At 62.6% G+C, this 19,232-nt stretch carries 18 protein-coding genes; 8 read left to right on the forward strand and 10 right to left on the reverse strand.

Annotated features, from left to right (window positions below):
* Nucleotides 1-32: 32 nt before the first annotated feature.
* The 4 genes from ACXYL9_RS03255 to ACXYL9_RS03270 form a co-directional block, all read right to left on the reverse strand.
* A complete protein-coding gene (locus ACXYL9_RS03255; RefSeq protein WP_459038156.1) occupies nucleotides 33-749 on the reverse strand; it encodes a polysaccharide biosynthesis/export family protein in 717 nt (238 codons plus the stop codon).
* Between the two features lie 2 nt (nucleotides 750-751).
* Nucleotides 752-1,609 (reverse strand): sugar transferase, encoded by an 858-nt coding sequence (locus ACXYL9_RS03260; RefSeq protein ID WP_459038157.1) that lies wholly within the window; start codon nucleotides 1,607-1,609, stop codon nucleotides 752-754.
* A 220-nt stretch (nucleotides 1,610-1,829) separates the two neighbouring features.
* A complete protein-coding gene (locus ACXYL9_RS03265; RefSeq protein ID WP_459038158.1) occupies nucleotides 1,830-2,693 on the reverse strand; it encodes a heparin lyase I family protein in 864 nt (287 codons plus the stop codon).
* On the reverse strand, nucleotides 2,690-3,253 hold the full coding sequence (locus ACXYL9_RS03270; RefSeq protein WP_459038159.1) for a P-loop NTPase family protein: 564 nt from the start codon (nucleotides 3,251-3,253) through the stop codon (nucleotides 2,690-2,692). The genes ACXYL9_RS03265 and ACXYL9_RS03270 overlap by 4 nt, the downstream gene beginning before the upstream one ends.
* Nucleotides 3,254-3,511: 258 nt before the next feature.
* Here ACXYL9_RS03270 and ACXYL9_RS03275 point away from each other — a divergent pair, with 258 nt between their 5' ends.
* Nucleotides 3,512-4,192: a hypothetical protein gene (locus tag ACXYL9_RS03275; RefSeq protein ID WP_459038160.1), complete on the forward strand. Its 681-nt coding sequence runs from the start codon at nucleotides 3,512-3,514 to the stop codon at nucleotides 4,190-4,192.
* Here the strand turns inward: ACXYL9_RS03275 and ACXYL9_RS03280 are convergent.
* Nucleotides 4,182-5,597 (reverse strand): P-loop NTPase family protein, encoded by a 1,416-nt coding sequence (locus tag ACXYL9_RS03280; RefSeq protein ID WP_459038161.1) that lies wholly within the window; start codon nucleotides 5,595-5,597, stop codon nucleotides 4,182-4,184. The genes ACXYL9_RS03275 and ACXYL9_RS03280 overlap by 11 nt on opposite strands.
* A 235-nt stretch (nucleotides 5,598-5,832) precedes the next feature.
* Nucleotides 5,833-7,101: an acetyl-CoA C-acetyltransferase gene (locus ACXYL9_RS03285; RefSeq protein ID WP_459038162.1), complete on the reverse strand. Its 1,269-nt coding sequence runs from the start codon at nucleotides 7,099-7,101 to the stop codon at nucleotides 5,833-5,835.
* Between the two features lie 106 nt (nucleotides 7,102-7,207).
* On the opposite strand from ACXYL9_RS03285, the gene ACXYL9_RS03290 reads away from it, so the two are divergent.
* On the forward strand, nucleotides 7,208-7,981 hold the full coding sequence (locus ACXYL9_RS03290; protein ID WP_459038163.1) for a crotonase/enoyl-CoA hydratase family protein: 774 nt from the start codon (nucleotides 7,208-7,210) through the stop codon (nucleotides 7,979-7,981).
* A complete protein-coding gene (locus ACXYL9_RS03295) occupies nucleotides 7,981-9,141 on the forward strand; it encodes a CaiB/BaiF CoA transferase family protein (protein ID WP_459038164.1) in 1,161 nt (386 codons plus the stop codon). Before ACXYL9_RS03290 ends, ACXYL9_RS03295 begins: the two co-directional genes overlap by 1 nt.
* A 130-nt stretch (nucleotides 9,142-9,271) precedes the next feature.
* Here the strand turns inward: ACXYL9_RS03295 and ACXYL9_RS03300 are convergent, their stop codons facing one another.
* Both ACXYL9_RS03300 and ACXYL9_RS03305 read right to left on the reverse strand, forming a co-directional pair.
* The gene (locus tag ACXYL9_RS03300; protein ID WP_459038165.1) at nucleotides 9,272-10,123 is read right to left on the reverse strand and encodes an NYN domain-containing protein; all 852 of its coding nucleotides are present in this window, start codon (nucleotides 10,121-10,123) and stop codon (nucleotides 9,272-9,274) included.
* Nucleotides 10,124-10,338: 215 nt separating this feature from the next.
* Nucleotides 10,339-11,214: an alpha/beta fold hydrolase gene (locus ACXYL9_RS03305; protein WP_459038166.1), complete on the reverse strand. Its 876-nt coding sequence runs from the start codon at nucleotides 11,212-11,214 to the stop codon at nucleotides 10,339-10,341.
* A gap of 98 nt (nucleotides 11,215-11,312) precedes the next feature.
* Here ACXYL9_RS03305 and ACXYL9_RS03310 point away from each other — a divergent pair, with 98 nt between their 5' ends.
* The 5 genes from ACXYL9_RS03310 to ACXYL9_RS03330 are packed head-to-tail and all read left to right on the forward strand — an operon-like array spanning nucleotide 11,313 to nucleotide 16,852.
* Nucleotides 11,313-12,476, forward strand: a complete 1,164-nt coding sequence (locus tag ACXYL9_RS03310) for an acyl-CoA dehydrogenase family protein (RefSeq protein WP_459038167.1) — start codon at nucleotides 11,313-11,315, stop codon at nucleotides 12,474-12,476.
* Between the two features lie 24 nt (nucleotides 12,477-12,500).
* The gene (locus tag ACXYL9_RS03315) at nucleotides 12,501-13,097 is read left to right on the forward strand and encodes an exopolysaccharide biosynthesis protein (RefSeq protein ID WP_459039846.1); all 597 of its coding nucleotides are present in this window, start codon (nucleotides 12,501-12,503) and stop codon (nucleotides 13,095-13,097) included.
* Nucleotides 13,098-13,155: 58 nt separating this feature from the next.
* Nucleotides 13,156-15,072: a DUF3604 domain-containing protein gene (locus tag ACXYL9_RS03320; RefSeq protein WP_459038168.1), complete on the forward strand. Its 1,917-nt coding sequence runs from the start codon at nucleotides 13,156-13,158 to the stop codon at nucleotides 15,070-15,072.
* Nucleotides 15,072-15,884: a peptidyl-prolyl cis-trans isomerase gene (locus ACXYL9_RS03325; RefSeq protein WP_459038169.1), complete on the forward strand. Its 813-nt coding sequence runs from the start codon at nucleotides 15,072-15,074 to the stop codon at nucleotides 15,882-15,884. Before ACXYL9_RS03320 ends, ACXYL9_RS03325 begins: the two co-directional genes overlap by 1 nt.
* Nucleotides 15,881-16,852 (forward strand): HupE/UreJ family protein, encoded by a 972-nt coding sequence (locus ACXYL9_RS03330; RefSeq protein ID WP_459038170.1) that lies wholly within the window; start codon nucleotides 15,881-15,883, stop codon nucleotides 16,850-16,852. Before ACXYL9_RS03325 ends, ACXYL9_RS03330 begins: the two co-directional genes overlap by 4 nt.
* Here the strand turns inward: ACXYL9_RS03330 and ACXYL9_RS03335 are convergent.
* Both ACXYL9_RS03335 and ACXYL9_RS03340 read right to left on the reverse strand, forming a co-directional pair.
* The gene (locus ACXYL9_RS03335; protein ID WP_459038171.1) at nucleotides 16,822-18,249 is read right to left on the reverse strand and encodes an efflux transporter outer membrane subunit; all 1,428 of its coding nucleotides are present in this window, start codon (nucleotides 18,247-18,249) and stop codon (nucleotides 16,822-16,824) included. The genes ACXYL9_RS03330 and ACXYL9_RS03335 overlap by 31 nt on opposite strands.
* Nucleotides 18,246-19,232, reverse strand: coding sequence for an efflux RND transporter periplasmic adaptor subunit (locus tag ACXYL9_RS03340; RefSeq protein ID WP_459038172.1), 987 nt, complete (start codon nucleotides 19,230-19,232; stop codon nucleotides 18,246-18,248). The genes ACXYL9_RS03335 and ACXYL9_RS03340 overlap by 4 nt, the downstream gene beginning before the upstream one ends.

A 19,232-nucleotide genomic window follows, 5' to 3' on the forward strand; every position in this document is an offset into this window, starting at 1 on the left:
CCCTATGGCAGGGATGACGGTCCGTTCCAAGGCTAGAGCATCCGGAAAAGGTTGAAGACCGGCGCGCCGAAATATTCGCGCCACGCTTGCTTCAGGGCGGAGAAACCGACCACGACTTCGTCGCCGGGCAGAAGAACCGGGTTGGGATCAATCCCGGCCCTGATGCGCCGGATGTCGAACCGGGCACCTGCACGTCGACCGTGGATGGTGCGGAACACGAAGATCTGGTCGTTGGCGGCGACGTGGGTCGGGCTTTCCGCCAGGGCCAGTGCCTCGATCAGCGTGGACGTGCCGCGGATCGGGAATACGCCGGGCTTGTTGACCGCCCCTTCGACCGTCACCGTCTGTCCGGACTCGACCAGCGCAATCGCGACCTGGGGCCGATGGATATAGCGGGTCAGCGCGCTTTCGAGATATCGGCCGAGCTCTTCGGGCGAGCGTCCCTCGGCTCGAACTGCGCCAAGCAGCGGGATCGAGACATTGCCGGCTGGATCGACCTGCAGCGATTCATAAGTTAGTTCGGGCTCGTTGAAGACCCGCAGGCTAATAGTGTCATTGGCACCGAGGAGATAACCGGCAGCCGCCAGTGAAGGATCGGCGGCTGGAATAACCGAATAAGCCTGGGCTCCCATCGGCAGCGGGCTCTGCACACCGCAGGCTGCAAGGCTGGCCAATGCGGCAAGTGCAAATCCCGTGTTGCTCGCGGAGCGAAGCGACAAGGATCGGCGGGCGGGGGTTGGACGTACCATTTTCAGCGCGCTCCGTGGGTCTTGAGCAGGGCGGGTACCGTCCGCAGGAGAATGGCCAGATCGAGCCGAAGGGATGCGTTGCGGACATAGGCGACATCGAGCGCAACGCGTCGCGGATAGGTGGTGTCGTTCCGGCCACTGACCTGCCACAGTCCGGTAAGCCCCGGCCTGACCGCAAGATAATGGCCCAGGTATCCCCGGTAGCGCGTGGCCTCGGTGGGAATGATTGGGCGTGGCCCGACCAGGCTCATGTCGCCCCTGAGGACATTCACGAGCTGGGGGAGTTCGTCGAGACTAGTCTTGCGCATGAGGCGTCCCAGACGCGTGATTCGCGGATCGTTGGCCAGTTTCTGGCGGCGGTGCCATTCCAGGCGAATACGCGGGTTTTCGGCAAGCAGCTTGCGCAGCACGGCGTCAGCATCGCTGCGCATCGTTCGGAACTTGTAGCAGTTGAACAGCTCGCCATTCTTGCCGATCCGCCGTTGGCGGAAAAGCGCCGGTCCGCCTTGCGCCACCAGCAAGCATCCGATCGCCAGCATGAGGGGGAACAAAAGCACGATCAGAGCGAGAGAAACGAGGATGTCGCAGGCCCGTTTGGACATCCGCTGGCTTGAGGGCCACTCTTCGCGTACGGCAATCTTGCGCAAGCCAGTCCGGTGACGATCCATGGGAATGACATCGCAGGATGGGACTTTTGGAGACGGGACAGAAGGCGAGAGCGGCTGAACAAGCGGATCGTCGATCGCGCTTGCGGAGACGAAGAACAGTGGGCTCTCTCCGTCGTCAACCCGGTCGGCCGGCGCGTTCTCCTGATCAAGGCCGGTTATTCCCAAATGCCGATCGGGGTCGCTGCCCTCCATGTTTATGGCCTTTCTGTCGCGCTGTGCATCGGGCTTGCGCGATGGGCGGATCGATGCCCTTTCGGTGCATCGACGGGCCCGGTCGCGCTAGCTACGCCGGTGCGTTATCTAATCCTGCTAACGGGTTACGCCGCGCGACTGGCTTTGGCAGTTTCGAAAAACCGGCTGTCTCTAAATGGAGCGGTTGACGCAGGGACTGTTGCCTGCCCCGTTCTGTCCGTCAGCGAGGCCAATGCTCGGGGCGGACTGCGCGCTGGGCGAGCGAAACTGGCGAAGGGTAGCGATGGTTCGCATATTCCGCGATCACACGGCCATCGATCCCGCCCGAAAAATACAGGCCCAGGTTCCAGTAGGATTGGGCGCTTTCATGCCCGATTGAGATATTTTCGCTATCGATGACCTGCTTGCCATCCAGCCAGACGGCCAAGCTGCCCCTGTAGGGGTGGATCACTATTCGATAGGTCAGGTCGTGACTTTCATCGAAGGAAAGCGGGGCTTCGTATCGGACGGTGCCGCCGGTATCGTGCTGGCCGCGCGTAGTGATGCGAAACAGGCCATCGCTTGTGCGGCGGAAAGCCAGCGCCGGCGATCCACCGAATTGCGAACCCATGTGAATTTGTCCGTACACGCCGCCGGTATGCCGCCGCATCGCGTCGGGGTCGGTCCACGCATGGTGGCGGAAGGAAAAGGCGCCCCATAAGGGCGTCGCGTTCACCAGCCGCTGCTTGTCGCCATACAAGCTGCCTGAAAGCTCGGCCCGCCGGACTGACGGTGCGTCGTTCGGTGACCGGTCGCGGTCGCTATTGCGCAATTCGAAGCGGATGACCTCGCCCGATGGGTCTGTCTGCACTGCATAGGCAAGATCGCCGTGTTGCACAGAACCAGCGTTCGCTCGCCAAATCCGCCCGCTCCAAAACGCCTCTGCCTCGGGCAGGGCCGCAATTCCAATGGCGCGAAACCCGCTCCGGTCCAATCGGGGAGGCTCGTTGATTTTGTCGGCAGATTCCTCGCCCGCCGGCACGCAGCCGGTCGAGAGGAGGATTGCGGATACGACGCAGAGCTTCCGCACAGGCCGCATCCTCATCGCGTCGCGCTTAATGCTTCGCTCGGCGTCGATAGATCGTCGAGCCACGCAAAGGCGGCGGAGGGACTGCGGAACTTGATCAAGTGCAGATGGGCATAGTCCGGGTGGGCAAGGACCTGCGCGTATTCGCCGCGTTCCGTCACGGTTTTCCTGAGCCGCACAAGCCGTTGCCGCCAGCTCGCGGAACCCGCCTTCGGATGCTCCGGACCGTGAGCGGCAGGGTCGGAACGACCGGCGAGATATCGCTTGAGTAGCTGGCGCGCCACCAGCGCGAGCGGGTAATCGAGATGGATTACAGTGTCCGCCCTGTACCAAACCAGGTGCCGAATGGCGCGGTAATGACCGTCGATAATCCAGCTGTTGCCGGAGACGGCCTGTTCGACTGATCGCACGAATGCGGGGGCGCGAGAGGAGTCGGTATTTCCAGATCCCTGGCGCATCTTATCCAGCTCGATATGCCGTAACCCCAGTTTACGCGCGAGCTCGCGAGCCAAATACGTCTTGCCGCTGCCGGTGCTGCCGACGATCGAGATGCGGCGGCCCGGAGCTCCGTGCTCCAAACCCGCGGTTTCTCGAATTTGTTCGCCAGGTTGAATTGGTTTCCTCCGCCTCAAATTACATGTCCACGAGCCTTAACAGCTTGGGAAGGGCTGCGAACGGCTTCGGATCCGACCGTCCCGGAATAGTGCAGGTGCCCGACGGCGTTGGCGCGGCAAGCGGGCATCGCATAGGATTCAGGTGCGTCACGATCGATTTCAAGCAATGGAGCAAGCACCTTCTTGGTTGCCAAACCATCCTCTGCCCACCGAACCACCCGGGTGGTCGAATTGTTCGGTCTTCCCGGCGCAGGCAAGACGACTCTTACCAATAGACTAGTGCTGCCCGGCGAGTTCCGCCGCCGCGAGGACCTGTCGCGTGCCTTGCGGAAACAATCGAACGCGCAATATGTCGGGCTCGCGCTGCGCACACTCGCTGATTGGCGCTGGCTGTTCGCGCTCGCAATTCTCGCCCTGAAAACGCCCATCTGGCGCTGGGAAAGCCTGCAAAGGCTGGTCCGTGTCGCCGTCCAAAAGACCTGGATGAGCTCGCAATCAGGGCTGGTAGTGCTCGATCAGGGGCCGCTGCAGGGCCTGTGGTCGATATTCTTCACCGAAAGTGTGTCCGACCCGCCAAGAGCGGCCTTGTCGCGGGTGTTGCGGCATCTTTACAGCGAAGTCGACATCACTGTGTTCGAGATCGATGTTGATCCCGAACTTGCTGCTCGCCGCGTGGATCTGCGCGATGTCGGGAACAGTCGACTTGACGATCTGCCGCTTGGGACCGTCCGTCGTAAGCTTGAAGAGGTCGCTGCACTTCCCCGCGCCATTATTGCCGCAGCCCAAGCGGGCGGAATTCCGGTAACGCGGCTGTCGGGAAAGGCTGATCCGGCCGTGTTGGTAAATCAGATCGAACAGGCGATTGGCAGCCCGGCGAGTGATCGGGTGGTCGTTAGCGGTTGATGGCGGCGAGGTGGTTCCAGCTTACTTCCAGCAAGTCGGCAAAGACCTGATCCTGTGCTTGCCGGGCGTCGACCGTAACGACTTGCGGATCGGCGCGGCGCATCCGTTCCATTAACGCAATTCGCGACGCGAAAGCGGCCGGTGCGATGTCGCCCGGCTTGCGCTGGTGCGACGTTTCGAAGTCGCAGTCGAGGTGGATGGCTAGCGACGGGTTTTGCGCAGCCATCGAGGCGTAGATCCGCCGTTCAGCTGACCAGATCAGGCGCGCGATGGGCATGCGGGCGGACGGTGCCACCGACGGCCCATCGAGAATGCCGGCCTCCAGGTCCTGCGGCCAACGATCGGCGATGACGATCACGCCTCTTGCGGCAAGACGCAGGGAACGGCGCTGGGCAATAAAGCGATTACACGCAATCAGCAGTCGCCAAAGCGCCGAGAGATGGGCGTGGAGCCAGCTGCGCCGATCAGCTTGGTTCGCGCCGGAGGACTCGTCTGAAACGACTTGCTTCCGAAAGAACGGCAGCCGCTGGCGGACACGCATCCAGCCCCCGTCGTTGGACCCGAGATAGATCGAAGCACAGCGAAACCTGCGCCCCAGGAACTTGGCAATCTCGCGGCTTTGCGTCGACTTGCCTACACCGTCGGGACCGATGAGTGCGATCACCGCGCCGGTGCGCAACCGGCGCTTGGTCGCGTTCGAGCCACCCGCCAGACGCGTTGCCCTCCGCCACAATCCAAAGCGGATACGGCGCCCAGCGTGCTGCATTATATGGCGAAGCGCGCCGAACCGGCTCGTTTCATTTGCCGCCCTGATAGCGCGGCGGATCGCCGCAAGGCTGCGTCGATAAACGAAAATACCCTCTTCGCTCCTGCGGATGCGACAGACGATATGCTGGTCACCCAGGCGCCAGGACAGGGCTGCGGTGCGAGAGAAAGGATCGAGGCTGGCAATGATTGCCTCGCGGCACTCGACCTCTTTCTGGAACAGGGAGCCCGGATTCCTGAAGGCGAGGCGAGCCAGAGCGAGCCGCGCCTCTTCGCCCGCTGGCAGAATGGGCATGTCGCCATGCCCGGCAATGGCTCGCGGATGCGACTTGGAAGGGTCGATATCTGCGATCCGGTAGGCCTTGCAGAACTTGGGGCCGACCTTGACGCTGTCGGCGATATCGAGATGCAATACCGTCTCGTTTGCGTCGAGCAGGTACCAATCCTCCCGCCCTGCCAGTGCGTTGTCGTAAAGCGGGTGCGGAAAGGCTCTTATCGCCCCTGCATCCAGCAACATGGACTGGAGCGCCGACATATCCTGGGTTCGTGCCAGCAGGTCGATATCCAGCCTCCCGGCAAGACCTTCGGGCAAGTGCCGCGTGTTCTTGTAAACCGCGACCGGTACCGAAGCTTTGCGCATTCTTGAGAGCAGACCATCAAGGGTCGTACGATCGCGGGTATGCTCCGAAAGCAAGGGCTTGCGCTCTCTTTCGACTTTGGATTGCTCGGTATTTGTCATGATCCGCACCGCAATCCGATGGTCGTTGGTGAAACAGGCATTGCCTGCCCCGCTATCAGAGGCGTGCAAGCAATTCCGCCGAAACCCACATGGCGTGTCGTTTTGGTGCAGTTGCAGCGAGGCTTTTAGCGCCGCATCAGTCGACGAAGTCGTCGACTCTCTCGACGATGATTGCCGGGGCCATCCCGCCGGCGGCGCACATGGTGACCAGCCCAGTCTTCTTACCCTGGCGTTCGAGTTCGTCGACGATGGTGCCGATCAGCATCGACCCTGTCGCGCCGATCGGGTGGCCGAGCGCAATCGCGCCGCCGTTCACATTGACCTTGTCCCAGTCGAGTCCGAGATCGCGTACGAATTTGGCGGCAACGACGGCAAAAGCCTCGTTGATCTCGAACAGGTCGATATCGTCCAGTTCCATCCCGGCCTTTTCCAACACGCGCTTGGCCGCCGGAACCGGAGCGTTGAGCATCAGGGTCGGATCGTCACCCATATTCGCTGTGGCAACAATGCGGGCGCGCGGTTTGAGGCCGTGCTTCTGGCAATATTCCTTGCTCGCCACGAGCACACCGGCTGCCCCGTCGACCACGCCTGAGCTGTTGCCGGCATGGTGGAAGTGCTCGATCTCGAGATCGGGATATTTCCGGTTGATCAGTCCGCGGAAGGTCGTGCCATCCTTGTCGAGCGGTATGTCGGCCAGCTTGGTAAAAGCCGGCTCGAGCTGGGCCAGCGTCTCCATGGTGGTTTGCGGACGCGGGAATTCCTCGCGGTCGAGAATGACCGTGCCGTCATCATCCACCACCGGTACGATCGACTTGTCGAAACGGCCTTCGGCGATCGCCTGCGCCGCGCGCTGCTGGCTGCGATAGCCGACTTCGTCAAGTTGCTCGCGGGTGAAGCCCTCCATGCTGGCAATGGCATCGCCGCACACGCCCTGGTGGCTTTGCGGATGGCTGGCCTGGAGGCGCTCATTGCCGCTACCCATGCGCGGAGGATCGATCCCGGCCTGCATCTTGGCCTTGGCCATCTCGGCGGTCAGGCTCATCATCTCTGTGCCGCCAGCCACCACGCAATCGGCCATGCCCGACATGACCTGCGCCGCAGCCAGATTGACCGAGGTGATCCCACCACCGCAGAACCGGTCGAGCGTCATGCCCGAGCTGGTCTCGTCGTAGCCTGCATCGAGCGCGGCCATCCGGCCAAGGTCGCCGGCCTGCTTGCCATCCTGCGTGCTGACCGACCAGATCACGTCGTCGACCGTGGCGGTATCGAGGTTGTTGCGATCCTTCAGCGCCTTGAGGACGGTGGCGGCGAGGTGCTGGGGATGCTCGTTTGCGAGCGCTCCCTTGCCGATCTTGCCAATCCCGCGCGGGGTCCGACAGGCGTCGATGATATAGGCGTCGGGCATGCTATCCTCTCCAAAGAATCGATTTTGGCTTGTGGCTTGACGTTTTCGTAAAGCTTGGCCAGCACCGACACAAGAAAAGTTTCAATTCGCAATGGAGAGGCGATCAATGAGCACCGAGACCACGAGCGAGCTGCTGACCGAGGAACGCGACGGCATATTGATCATCACGATCAACCGGCCCGAGGCCAAGAACGCGATGAACAAGGCCGCCGCCGAAGGCATCGCCGAGGCCCTTGATCGCCTCGACAGCGAGGAACACCTGCGCGTCGGCATTCTCACCGGGGCGGGCGGAACTTTCTGCTCGGGTATGGACTTGAAGGGCTTCCTGCGCGGGGAAAGCCCGGTCGTCGAAGGGCGAGGATTTGGCGGGCTGGTCCAGAAAAAACCGGCCAAGCCGTTGATCGCGGCGGTCGATGGCTATGCGCTTGCCGGGGGGCTCGAACTGATGATCGCCTGCGACCTGGTGGTGGCCAGCAGCGGTGCCAAGTTCGGCATTCCCGAGGTCAAGCGCGGCCTCGCCGCCGCTGCAGGCGGGTTGATGATGCTGCCCGACCTGGTGCCGCACAAGGTGGCGATGGAACTGGCCCTGACCGGTGAATTCATCACCGCCGAGCGGGCGCATGAGATCGGTCTCATCAACCGCGTGACCAATGGCGCAGCGATCGATGGCGCGCTCGAATTGGCCAGCGCCATCAACGCCAACGGCCCGCTGGCGGTGCAGATATCCAAGCAGATCATCGAGGAATCGCGTGGCTGGGACCTGGACGAGCGTTGGGACAAGCAAGCCCAGCTCGCGCCCAAGGTCTTCATGTCCGAAGATGCGCGCGAAGGCGCGGCGGCCTTTGCCGAGAAGCGCGCACCCAACTGGAAGGGCAAGTAATGGCGGACGTACAGGGCGGGCCGCTGTCGGGCATCCGCATTGTCGAGTTTGCCGGCATTGGTCCCGGCCCGTTTTGCGGCATGATGCTGGCCGATCATGGTGCCGAAGTGATCCGCATTGATCGCGCCTCGGGCCAGCGCGGCGGATCGCAGCCGGTCACCAGCAAGGACGTACTGGCGCGCGGACGCAAATCGATCGCGGTTGATCTCAAGAGCGCCGAGGGTGTCGCGCTGGCCCGCAAGCTGGCCGCCAGCGCCGACGGTATCATCGAGGGGTTTCGCCCCGGCGTGATGGAGCGGCTGGGGCTGGGGCCGGACGAATTGCTCAAGGACAATCCCAGGCTCGTCTACGGCCGGATGACCGGCTGGGGCCAGACCGGTCCCTATGCGCCCTATGCCGGGCACGACATCAACTACATCGCGCTCGCGGGTGCGCTGGCCCATTTCGGCCGGGCCGGAGGCAAGCCGACCCCGCCGATCAACATGGTCGGCGATTTCGGCGGCGGCGGGATGATGCTCGCCTATGGCATGGTCTCAGCCCTGCTCAACGTGGCGCGGGGCGGTGACGGCCAGGTTATCGACTGCGCCATGACCGACGGCACTGCGGTGCTGATGGGCATGATGCACGGGATGAAGAACATGGGCATCTGGTCGGAGCAGCTTGGCGCGAACATGCTCGATACCGGCGCGCATTTCTACGACACCTATGAAACGTCAGACGGCAAGTTCGTCTCCATCGGCAGTATCGAGCCTCAGTTCTATGCTGAGCTGCGGCGGCTGGCGGGGCTGCAGGAGGACGCTGATTTCGACGCCCAGCATGACCGCGGACAATGGGACGCGCTGAAGGACAAGCTGACAACGCTGTTCAAGAGCCGCAGCCGCGACGAATGGAACACGCTGATGGAGCATACCGACGTCTGCTATGCCCCGGTGCTGACCATGAGCGAGGCCGCGCAGCACCCGCACAACCAAGCGCGCCAAACCTTCATCGATGTCGGCGGCGATACCCAGCCAGCACCCGCCCCGCGCTACTCCGGTACTGCGAACACAAAGCCCGCGCCGGCTCCCATGCCAGGTGACGATACCGACGCGATCCTCGCATCACTGGGCATGGGCTCGGAGGACATCGGTAAGCTGCGAGAGGCTGGAACGGTGGCCTGAGGGGCTGCTCTGGGTCAAAACGCCCTCAAATGGGGAAAGTCCGCTAACGACCCAATTCGTGCAATAGCAGCCGAGTCCGGTGCCTACCAGAATCGGACTTGCCACCAGCAAATTCTTTGCGGTCGTTTTCCTAGCGATCCGGGCGCGGCGTGCGATCCGAGTTTCGCTTATCCGCAACGTAGCTATGGCCAGTCTCAGCCTTGAATATATCGAATAGACCAGTTGCCCCGAAAAGCTTCGGGAAGTTTTTTACGCCGTAGTTACGCGGATCGATCGGGGCCTGCCTCTTCGCTGCGCTGCCCGCGGCTGACATGGCCGCCCACCCATCGTCGTGAGCAGAGGCTTCGACTGCGCCCCGCAAGACGCGGATGAGCGCCGCATCCTGTGCAAGGATCTTAGCGGACTTCTGCGAACTGGTTGAAGGCTTCGAGACGGTTTCCGTACCGGTCTTACCCTTGGACCTTGGCTTAGCCGGAGGCTTTGAGTTGTCTTTTTCTTCCGGGTCTGCAGCGCTTTCATCGTCGAGACTGTCGAGATAGAGAAAAGTCGTACACGCGTTGACGAAAGGTTGGGGTGTTTTACGCTCACCAAAACCGTAAACTTCGTGCCCATTGGCCTTAAGCTGCATAATCAGCGGCGTAAAATCTGCATCGCTAGAAGCTATGCAAAACGCGTCCAGGTCCTGGGTGTAAAGCAATTCCATGGCGTCTATGACCAAGGCGATATCAGTCGCATTCTTCCCAGCTGAATAGCTGAACTGTTGTATCGGCCGGATCGCAGAATCGTGGAGTTTGCTTTTCCAGCCTTTTAATCCAGCACTTGCCCAATCACCGTAGGCGCGCCGGATGTTGGCCGTGCCGTACTTTGACAGCTCTGCAACTATTGCTGCGACTTTGGTATGCGACACATTATCGGCGTCGATAAGCAATGCGATCCGGCGGTCGGGTGTGCTGCTGGCGAGTTGATCAGGTTCCATGCTCATCTCTACATAGATAGCTTGTACGAATTGCGCCTACATTCGGCACACTTTCGCATGCGTCAACTCATCTTATCCGACATTCCTTCTAAGTTCCGGGCGAGAAATCGATCTCCCCAAGCTCACGTTCTATAGAGAGGTCAAAAAGCGGACATTCCGCTTTCCACCCAGACCCGGCCATTCGCGATTTTGGGGACGCCTCTTGCAAGCGGACAGGCTGTTCAGTCGATGAAGTCCTTCACTTCGATCAGGAAATCCTCGAACCGGTCGTGATGCACCCAGTGGCCGGCGCGCTCGTAGGCGCTGACAGTCACGTTGTCGCCGAAATGCTGCATCCGGCCGTCTTCCTGCGGGTTTGATGCCCAGCTGTCATCGCCGTAAACCAGCAGGCTGGGGCAGGTGATCCGGCCCCATAGCTCGGCCAGTTGGCCTTGCGAGATATCGTCGGGCGGCCAGGCGTGCAGGTGCGGGTCGAACTTCCAGCTCCAGGTTCCGTCCTCGTTGCGGATCGCGCCGTGGCGGGTCAGGTGCTCGGCCTGGTCGCGGCTGAGATAGCTGTTGGCCTCGTGCATCCGGTCGAGCGCGTCCTCGAAGGACTCGTAGCGGCGCGGCTGGCGGGCCGAGGCTTCGCGCTTCTTGTCGATCCACTGCTTGCGGTGTTCGTACCACGGCGTCTCCGCCATCTTCGCCTGCACCTTGGGGCTGGGGCCGAGCCCTTCGATCGCCACTAGCCGGCGCATCTTTTCCGGATACATCCCGGCATAGCGCATGGTGATGTTGCCGCCGAGCGAATGGGCCACGATCGTCACCGGGTCCAGTTCAAGCTGGTGTACCAGTTGGGCGAGGTCATAGACGTAGGAACTGATCGAATAGACGCCGGTATTGGTCCATTCGCTGTCGCCATGGCCGCGCAGGTCGGGGCAGATCACGTGCCAATCCTCGCGCAAGCGTTCGGCCATCCAGTCCCAGCTGCGGCAATGGTCGCGCCCGCCGTGCAGCAGGATCAGCGGCTGCGCGCCTTCATTGCCCCAGTCGGCATAGTGCAACCTTGTGCGCTGGCTGATGAGCGTCTGCGAGGTCGGGCCGATCAATTCCATTGTTTTCTCCGGCGAGGGCAGTCATTCGAATGCGTTGCAGTCCGCTACCGACATGATACGGTGCGAGGCAACAAGAAAAGGCGAGAGGACCCCAGCCAATGCCCGCGATCGATGTACCCCAGCCCGAATTCATGGAAGACGAGGAAATCTCGATATTCGCCGATGCGGTGGGCAAGTTCTATCAGAAACATGCGCCCGAGAAGCGCGTCCTCAAATGGCGCGCCGATGGCCAGGTCGAGCGTGAATTCTGGAACGAGGCGGGCGAAGCGGGGCTGCTCGGTGTGTCGGTGCCAGAGGAATATGGTGGCCACGGCGGCGATTTCCGCCATGACATGGTGGTGATCGACCAGCAGGCCAAGCACGGGGTAGAAGGCTTTGCGGCCAGCCTCCACAACACGATCATTCTGCCCTATCTGGTGCGTCACGGGACCGAGGAGCAGAAGAAGAAATACCTGCCCAAGCTGGTCACCGGCGAACTTGTCAGCGCCATCGCGATGACCGAGCCGGGAGTCGGCTCCGACCTCCAGAGCATCACCACCACAGCACTCAAGGACGGCAACGGATACCGGATCAACGGGGCAAAAACCTACATCTCGAGCGGACAGACCGCAGACTTCATCATTGTCGTTGCCAAGACCGATCCCAAGGAACGCGCGAAAGGCATTTCGCTGATGCTGCTCGAGACCGAGGGCGCCGAGGGCTTCCAGCGCGGCAAGAAGCTCGACAAGATCGGCCTGGATGCTGCCGACACCTCGGAACTGTTCTTCGACGACGTGTTCGTCCCGGCGGAAAACGTGCTGGGCGGCGTCGAAGGCAAGGGGTTCTACCAGCTGATGGGGGAGCTTCCGCAGGAACGGTTGATCATCGCCATGGGTGCGATGACCGGGATCGAGAAGGCGCTCGAAGTAACATTGGAGTTCGTCAAGGATCGCAAGGCTTTTGGCCAGACGATCTGGGATTTCCAGAACACGCAGTTCACGCTCGCCGACCTGAAGGCCCGCGGTACGGCGGCGCGGGTGTTCGTCAACGATTGCATCGCGCGCCACCTCAAGGGCGAGCTCGATGTCGCTACTGCCTGTATGGCGAAATACTGGGTTACCGAGCTACAGAGCGAGGTCGTCGACAAGTGCCTGCAATTTCATGGCGGCGCGGGCTATATCAACGATTACCCCATTGCGCGGATGTATCGCGACACCCGCATCGCCAGGATATTCGGCGGTTCGAACGAAGTTATGAAGATGGTGATCGCACGCTCGATGTAGGGGCGAGGGTAAGGGAGCGTCATTATCGCCGACAAGCCGGACAACCTCGGAGACCTACTCGGCAATGTCGAGGGCCTCGGCGAAAGCAGCGACAGGGTCTGCCTTGGCGATGCACTCGACGCGTTCGGGCGCCGCAGTTTCGCACCGCTGCTGATCGTCCTCCCGATTATCGCGATGACGCCGATTGGTGGCATTCCAGGCGTCCCGACGCTGCTCGCCGTCACAATTGCATTTATCGCCCTGCAATTGCTGATCGGGCGCGAGCATGTGTGGCTGCCTAATTTTGTCGAACGCCGTCAAACTGATGGCGCGGAGCTGGCCAAGGCGCTGCACAAACTCGATCGAGCTGCCAAGTGGATCGACAGCAAGCTGACTGACCGGTTCGATTTCTTCATTGAAGGGATAGGCGCGAGGGTCGCAGCTGCAGGCATCCTGCTGTTGTGCATCTCCGTTCCCCCGCTCGAATTCCTGCCCTTTGCCAGCGCGGTGCCAATGTTTGCAATCGCGGCGATCGGTCTGGCCTTGCTGGTCCATGACGGTCTGCTGATGATTGTCGCGCTGACGCTGGGGTGCGGCTCGATGATTTTCGCGCTCGCGAGCTTCGGAGGGGGGCTGACTTGACCAGCTTGTAGAAAGGAGCGACGCTGCATCGACTGGGGCGGTTTGATCGGAGGGGAACATGCGCAAGCGTTATATGGTGCTCGGTGCCGCGGTGTTGGCACTAGCCGGGGGCGCAGCCTGGTATACCGGCGTTTTCGAACCGACAGCGAGTGCAGCTCAGGCCGGGAACGGCGAGGGGACGGTAACGCTCGCCGACTATCCCGACCGGGTCTATTGGGGCGACACCCATTTGCACACCGACAATTCGGTCGATGCGTTCGGCTTCGGCGTCCGGCTTGGGCCAGAGGCTGCGCTGCGGTTCGCGCGCGGTGAAGCAGTTACTTCGACCACCGGACAGAAGGCGCAACTGGCTCGACCGCTCGATTTTCTTGTCATCGCCGACCACACCGATGCGCTGGGAGCAACCAAGCGGCTAATGAACGCGCCCAGGGCACTGGTGCGCGATCCCACCTTGCGGCGCTGGCAGAAAATGATGCGAGCAGGCGGCGACGAGTCGATTCGGGCGGTGGCCGAGTTGATCACCGCTGCTGCCAATGACACGGTGCCCGAGGCAATGCGTGATCCTGAGGCCAACCGTCAGGCCACAACCGACATCTGGCAGGCTCACCTGCGCACGGTCGACCTGTATAACGAGCCGGGCAAGTTCACCGCATTTGCGGGTTTCGAGTGGACTGCCATGCCAGACGGCAACAATCTCCACCGGGTGGTGATGTTTCGCGACGGCTTTCCCACCCTCGGCGATACCCTTCCTTTCCCCGGCCTTGGCAGCGACGTCGAGAGTCTGTGGGGCTACATGGCGGCCTATGAAAAGGGGACCGGAGGCCAGGCGCTGGCGATTCCGCACAATTCGAACCTTTCCAACGGCTTGATGTTTGAAATGACCGGCCCCGACGGCACGCCGATGGATGCAGATTATGCGGCCAAGCGGGCGCGGTGGGAACCGATCGTCGAAGTCACCCAGATCAAGGGTGACAGTGAAACGCATCCATTCCTGTCCCCGAATGACGAGTTCGCCGGCTACGGCGTGTGGGGTTGGGAGCTTGGCAATCTGCCGCTGACGGCCAACGCCACGCCCGATATGTATGCTGGCAGCTACGTGCGCGAGGCGTTGAAGCGCGGACTCTCGATCGAGCAGCGCCTAGGGGTCAATCCCTATCGCTTCGGACTGATCGGTTCGACCGATTCGCACACCGCGCTGGCCACAGCGGACGAGGACAATTTCTTCGGCAAGCACACCGGCAATGAGCCCAGTGCCGAGCGCGCCATGGCCGGGCAAAATCTTGGTACGCGCGAGGGGCGCTTCGGCTGGAATTACCTCGCCAGCGGCTATGCCGCAGCCTGGGCGCGCGGCAACACCCGGGCGGAGATTTTCGACGCCTTCAAGCGGCGCGAAGTCTATGCCACCACTGGATCGCGGATGAGCGTGCGGGTCTTCGGCGGCTTCGGGTTCGACGACGATAGCTTTGGCGCAAACTGGGTTGCCACCGGCTATGCCGACGGCGTCCCGATGGGCGGCGTTCTGGCGGATGCTGGCAATGCACCGACCTTCATGATCGAAGCGCTCAAGGACCCGGAAGGTGCCAATCTTGACCGCGTGCAGGTGGTCAAGGGTTGGGTCGACGCAAGCGGTGCCTTGCAGGAGAAGGTCTTCGACGTAGCCTGGAGTGCACGAACCATGGACGGCGCCTCTGACAGCCCGGTTCCGCCGGTAGGTAATACGGTTGATGAAGCCACCGCCACCTACACCAACACGATTGGCTCGGCGCAGTTGCGCGAAGTCTGGACCGATCCCGAATACGAGGCAGGCCAGCGCGCCTTCTACTATGTCCGGGTGATCGAGATTCCCACCCCCCGCTGGGTGCTGTTCGATGCCCTACGATTTGGTGCCAAGCTGGCGGATGACGTGGTCAAGACAGTGCAGGAACGCGCCTATACCTCGCCGATCTGGCTGCTGCCGCGGGCTGCTGCCCCGTGATGTCGAAGACTGTTGCGCAAGCTGCCTTGCGCGAGCCGTTGGTCCATTTCCTCCTCGGCGGGGCGTTGATCTTCGCATTCTTTGTGTGGCGCGGCGAGCCGGCTGATCCGGCCAGCCGAACGATCCTGGTCACGCCTGAAGTACAGGCCCAGGTCGCGTTGACTTACGAACGCACGATGCAGCGCCCACCGAGCGACAGCGAGCTGGATCGGCTAATCGACCAGTATGTGCGCGAGGAGGTGCTTTATCGCGAAGCATTGCGATTGGGACTCGACAGAGACGATCCCGTCGTGCGCCGGAGGCTGGCCAAGAAAATGGATTTCCTCGCCACATCCGCCGCCGAAACTGATGAGCCATCACAAGCTGAGCTCGAGGCATGGTACAACGATCATGCTGATCGGTTCTCGAATGGAACCCGTCTCAGCTTCGACCAGGTTTACTTCCCGAACCAGCCCGACCCGGTCGTCACGCGCCTCGAACTCGAGCGAGACTGGCGCTCGGTCGGAGAGCCATCTTCGCTTCCTGCCGCGGCCGAGGATCGATTGGCCGCCGATGTCGCGGCGCAGTTTGGTCAGGTCTTCGTCCAACGCCTGCTGGAGTTGTCACCTGGCACCCAGTGGCATGGTCCAATCCGTTCCGGGCTGGGCTGGCATTTTGTACGCTTGAGCGAGCGCAAGCCTGGCGTGCTACCGCCGCTCGAAAGCCAGCGCGGGCGCGTGAGCGAGGACTGGCGCCTCGGAACAGCCGAGCGGCGCAGGGACGAAGCCTATGCCATGCTGCGTGAGGCCTATTCGGTCCGGATCGACAGATGATCCGCGCCCTTCTGGCATTGGTGTTGCTGAGCCTTGGAGCACCTGTCGCAGCCGATGAGTTGCGGCCCGGCTACGTCGAATTCACCCAGCACAGTGCACAGGGTTGGCGCCTGGCCTGGAAACAGCCCCTGCCCGGACCAGGGCCAGCGAAACTGGCGTTACCGTTGCTTCCGGAAGGCTGCCTGGTCGAGGATGAGCCAATCGCCCGCCAAGCGGCGCTGGCGCTGATCGGGACGGCTGATGTGCTGTGCCGCCAATCCGTTGCGGGCGGTACGATCGGCTTTGCCTCGATATTCGGCGGCGGCGACACACTGCTTCGCGTTGTGCCGCTGGATCGCCCGGTACAAACCTATCGCCTGACCGAGAGCCAGCCGTCCGCCACCATCTATGCACGGCCCGACACCTGGCAGGTCTGGCGCAGCTATTTCACGCTTGGCGTCGATCACATTCTGTCTGGCTGGGACCATTTGCTGTTCGTCATAGCGCTCGTCTTGCTGGTGCGGCGCGGTTGGGCCGTGGCGGGGGCTGTTACCGCTTTCACGGTGGCGCACTCGCTGACGCTGGCCGGGGTATCGCTCGGGCTGATCGGCCTGCCAGGCAGGCCCGTGGAAGCTGTGATCGCGCTCAGCATCGTGCTGCTGGCTGTCGAAATCGTGCGGGGGAAAGAGCGGAGTTGGACCAGGCGCTGGCCGTGGCTCGTCGCATTTGGCTTCGGTCTCGTCCATGGCTTCGGCTTTGCCGGTGCGCTGCGCGCCATCGGATTGCCGGAAGGCGAAGTCCCGACCGCGCTGATCGCGTTCAACCTGGGGGTCGAGGCGGGGCAACTGGCGGTTGTTTTGACCGTGCTCGCCATTCTCGCAGCAACCCGCCGCTTGCGCCCCGCTTCACTGAATCCGGCGGTGCGGATGGCCAGCTATGCCATTGGTATCACTGGTTCCTATTGGCTGATCGACCGGCTGGTCGGTTGATCGCCGCCTAGCGCCAGCCACAAAAGGACACGCGCCCGTTCGGCTTGCCCGCGCGCAATGGCGACCCGCTCGCCGCTGGCATCGGCATTACGGCGCACTTCGAGTACGGTAAGGAAGTTCGACAGGCCGGCCTCGTAGCGGGTCTGGGCAAGCTTTGCAGCGCGGTTAGAACTGGCGAATTCGCGCGTTGCGGATTCCAATTGCGTATCAGCTGCCGCGACCAAGCCATAACCGGCCTCCGCCTCGCCGAGCGCCGTAAATACAGCTTCGCGATAGTTGGCGAAGGCAAGCTGCTTGCCCGCGGTGGAAGCATCGATCTCGGCCGCGATGCGTCCGAAATCCAGCAAGGGGCCCAGCAATCCGCTGCCGACGGATCCGACCAGCGATTTGTCGTTGAGAAGGCTGCCAAGATCGAATGCCAGCAGGCCAAGCGCGGCGGATAGAGTCACTTGCGGAAACCGCCGGGCCGCGCTGGCGGCAAGTTCGGCATCGGCCGCCGCGAGTTGAGCAGTTGCGGCTAGAATATCGGGTCGATTGGCCAGCAACTGTCCCGGAAGGGCTGATGGCGGCAAGGGCTGCGCGGAAACGGGAGCCGGTTGGACCAACACATCGAGCAGCCTTTGTGCAGGCTGTCCGGTCAGCGCCACCAGCCTGCCTGCCAGTCGCGCGCGTTCGCTGCCCAGTGCGGCGATCCGGCTGCGGCTGGCCGAGCTAACACTTTCGGCCCGCACCCGGTCAAAGCCCGGAGCGATACCCGCCCGTTCGCGCGATCCGGCCAATTGAGCCAGTCTTTCTGCGGAGGCGAGGTCTTCTTCGAGCGCTTCGAGCCGCGCTTCGAGCGTGCGCCAGTCGATCACGGCACCGGCAATCTCAGCCAGCAAAGCATTGCGAACCGCGGCGGCCTGTGCATCGGCGGCGTCGATCCGCGCCAGCGCAGCGCGTTCGCTTGCGCGCAGACGACCGAAGAAATCCGGTTCCCAACTAGCCAGCAAGTTGGCGCCGTAGCTGATCCGTTCGGAATCGAATGAGACACCTGGCGGCAGCGAAGCGCCGAATTGCGCCGGATTGCTACGCGAACCGGCGCTCGCGGCATCGGCAGTCAGCATCGGCAGCCGCGCTGCCCCGGCACCGCGAGCGCGCGCCCGCGCCTGTTCAATCCGCGCGGCGGCTTGCGCCAATGTCGGCGCATCGGCCAGTGCGAGCGCGGACAAGTCCTGGTATGCCGGATCGCCGACTGGCAGCAGCGCGGCGACCAAGGCTCCGACCGCCGCGTCGGGGGCGTAAGCGAATTGTCGGGGCAGCTCGGGCGGGGCGGTGGCAATCTCGGGCGGTGGACCGGCAACACAGGCCGCCAGCGCCATGGCTCCGACCAGCGGCACGGCCCGTCGAGCCATCATTCCCCGCGCTCCTCAGCCTTTGCCGGAATGAAGGCATCGACTTGCTGGCCGACCCGGAACAGTCCGTCGCTCTCGGGCAGGCGGTAAATCACCTGAAGCACGCGCACGTCGACCCGCTCGGCGGCGGCATTGGTCAACGAACGCTTGGGGACCACCAGTGGCTCGGCGCGCACGAAGTCGGCTTTCACCTGGCGGTTGGCCGCACCGCGAGGCGAGACAATCGCCTGGGCGCCCATGGCCAGGCGAGGCGCCTGCTCCTCGTCAATGTCTATCCGCACGTGCAGCGGGCGGGTCTGGCCCATCTCGATAAAGCGCAACGACCCGCCGCCAACGGTCGAGAGAAATTCTCCCGGCCGAATATTCACGGCCAGGATTTCGCCCGCAATCGGCGCCCGGACCGTGGCCCGGCCGAGCTCGGTCCGTGCCGAATTGCCCGCAGCCTTCGCAGCTTCGAGCCTGGCGCGGGCGAGTTGCAGCCTAGTACGCGCAGCACTGGCTTCGCCTTCAGCTCGGATGACTTCGGCGCGGCTGACAGCGGCCGGATCGTCGACCGAGCGATACAGCGCCAGTTGCCGACCGGCAGTTGCCTGCCCGGCCTGCGCTTCGGCGATTGCTGCTCGCGCTTCTGTGATAGACGCTTCGGCTTGGCGCAATTGCGACTCGATGGCGCGAGTGTCGACTGTGAAAAGCGGCTGGCCCTTGCTGACATAGTCGCCCGGTTGGACCCGCAGGTCGGTCACAAGGCCAGACAGGGCCGTGCCGATGTCGATGATTTCGCTCGACGGCTCTACTACGCCGGACCCGGCCACCCGCGCGGCATTGGCTAGTTCACCGGTCGCCCGCGGCGGTGTGCCTTCGGGTTGTGACAATTCGCGGTCGGGCTGACCGCTCCAGATGAAGAACACCGCCGCGAGCAGCCCGATTACGGCGATGATCGGCAGGCCCATGCGGGAGAAACTGAAATTGTCGGGAAGAAGCGCCAT

It is taken from the genome of Qipengyuania sp. CAU 1752, assembly GCF_054482615.1.

Excerpts from the sequence above, each read along its gene's own strand:
- ACXYL9_RS03305 (WP_459038166.1), bottom strand. The coding sequence starts at position 11,214 with ATGGAATTGATCGGCCCGACCTCGCAGACGCTCATCAGCCAGCGCACA.
- ACXYL9_RS03280 (WP_459038161.1), bottom strand. The coding sequence starts at position 5,597 with ATGCGCAAAGCTTCGGTACCGGTCGCGGTTTACAAGAACACGCGGCAC.
- ACXYL9_RS03330 (WP_459038170.1), top strand. The coding sequence starts at position 15,881 with ATGATCCGCGCCCTTCTGGCATTGGTGTTGCTGAGCCTTGGAGCACCT.
- ACXYL9_RS03320 (WP_459038168.1), top strand. The coding sequence starts at position 13,156 with ATGCGCAAGCGTTATATGGTGCTCGGTGCCGCGGTGTTGGCACTAGCC.
- ACXYL9_RS03335 (WP_459038171.1), bottom strand. The coding sequence starts at position 18,249 with ATGATGGCTCGACGGGCCGTGCCGCTGGTCGGAGCCATGGCGCTGGCG.
- ACXYL9_RS03325 (WP_459038169.1), top strand. The coding sequence starts at position 15,072 with ATGTCGAAGACTGTTGCGCAAGCTGCCTTGCGCGAGCCGTTGGTCCAT.
- ACXYL9_RS03265 (WP_459038158.1), bottom strand. The coding sequence starts at position 2,693 with ATGAGGATGCGGCCTGTGCGGAAGCTCTGCGTCGTATCCGCAATCCTC.
- ACXYL9_RS03300 (WP_459038165.1), bottom strand. The coding sequence starts at position 10,123 with ATGAGCATGGAACCTGATCAACTCGCCAGCAGCACACCCGACCGCCGG.
- ACXYL9_RS03260 (WP_459038157.1), bottom strand. The coding sequence starts at position 1,609 with ATGGAGGGCAGCGACCCCGATCGGCATTTGGGAATAACCGGCCTTGAT.
- ACXYL9_RS03290 (WP_459038163.1), top strand. The coding sequence starts at position 7,208 with ATGAGCACCGAGACCACGAGCGAGCTGCTGACCGAGGAACGCGACGGC.
- ACXYL9_RS03285 (WP_459038162.1), bottom strand. The coding sequence starts at position 7,101 with ATGCCCGACGCCTATATCATCGACGCCTGTCGGACCCCGCGCGGGATT.
- ACXYL9_RS03340 (WP_459038172.1), bottom strand. The coding sequence starts at position 19,232 with ATGGCGCTTCTTCCCGACAATTTCAGTTTCTCCCGCATGGGCCTGCCG.
- ACXYL9_RS03310 (WP_459038167.1), top strand. The coding sequence starts at position 11,313 with ATGCCCGCGATCGATGTACCCCAGCCCGAATTCATGGAAGACGAGGAA.
- ACXYL9_RS03255 (WP_459038156.1), bottom strand. The coding sequence starts at position 749 with ATGGTACGTCCAACCCCCGCCCGCCGATCCTTGTCGCTTCGCTCCGCG.
- ACXYL9_RS03295 (WP_459038164.1), top strand. The coding sequence starts at position 7,981 with ATGGCGGACGTACAGGGCGGGCCGCTGTCGGGCATCCGCATTGTCGAG.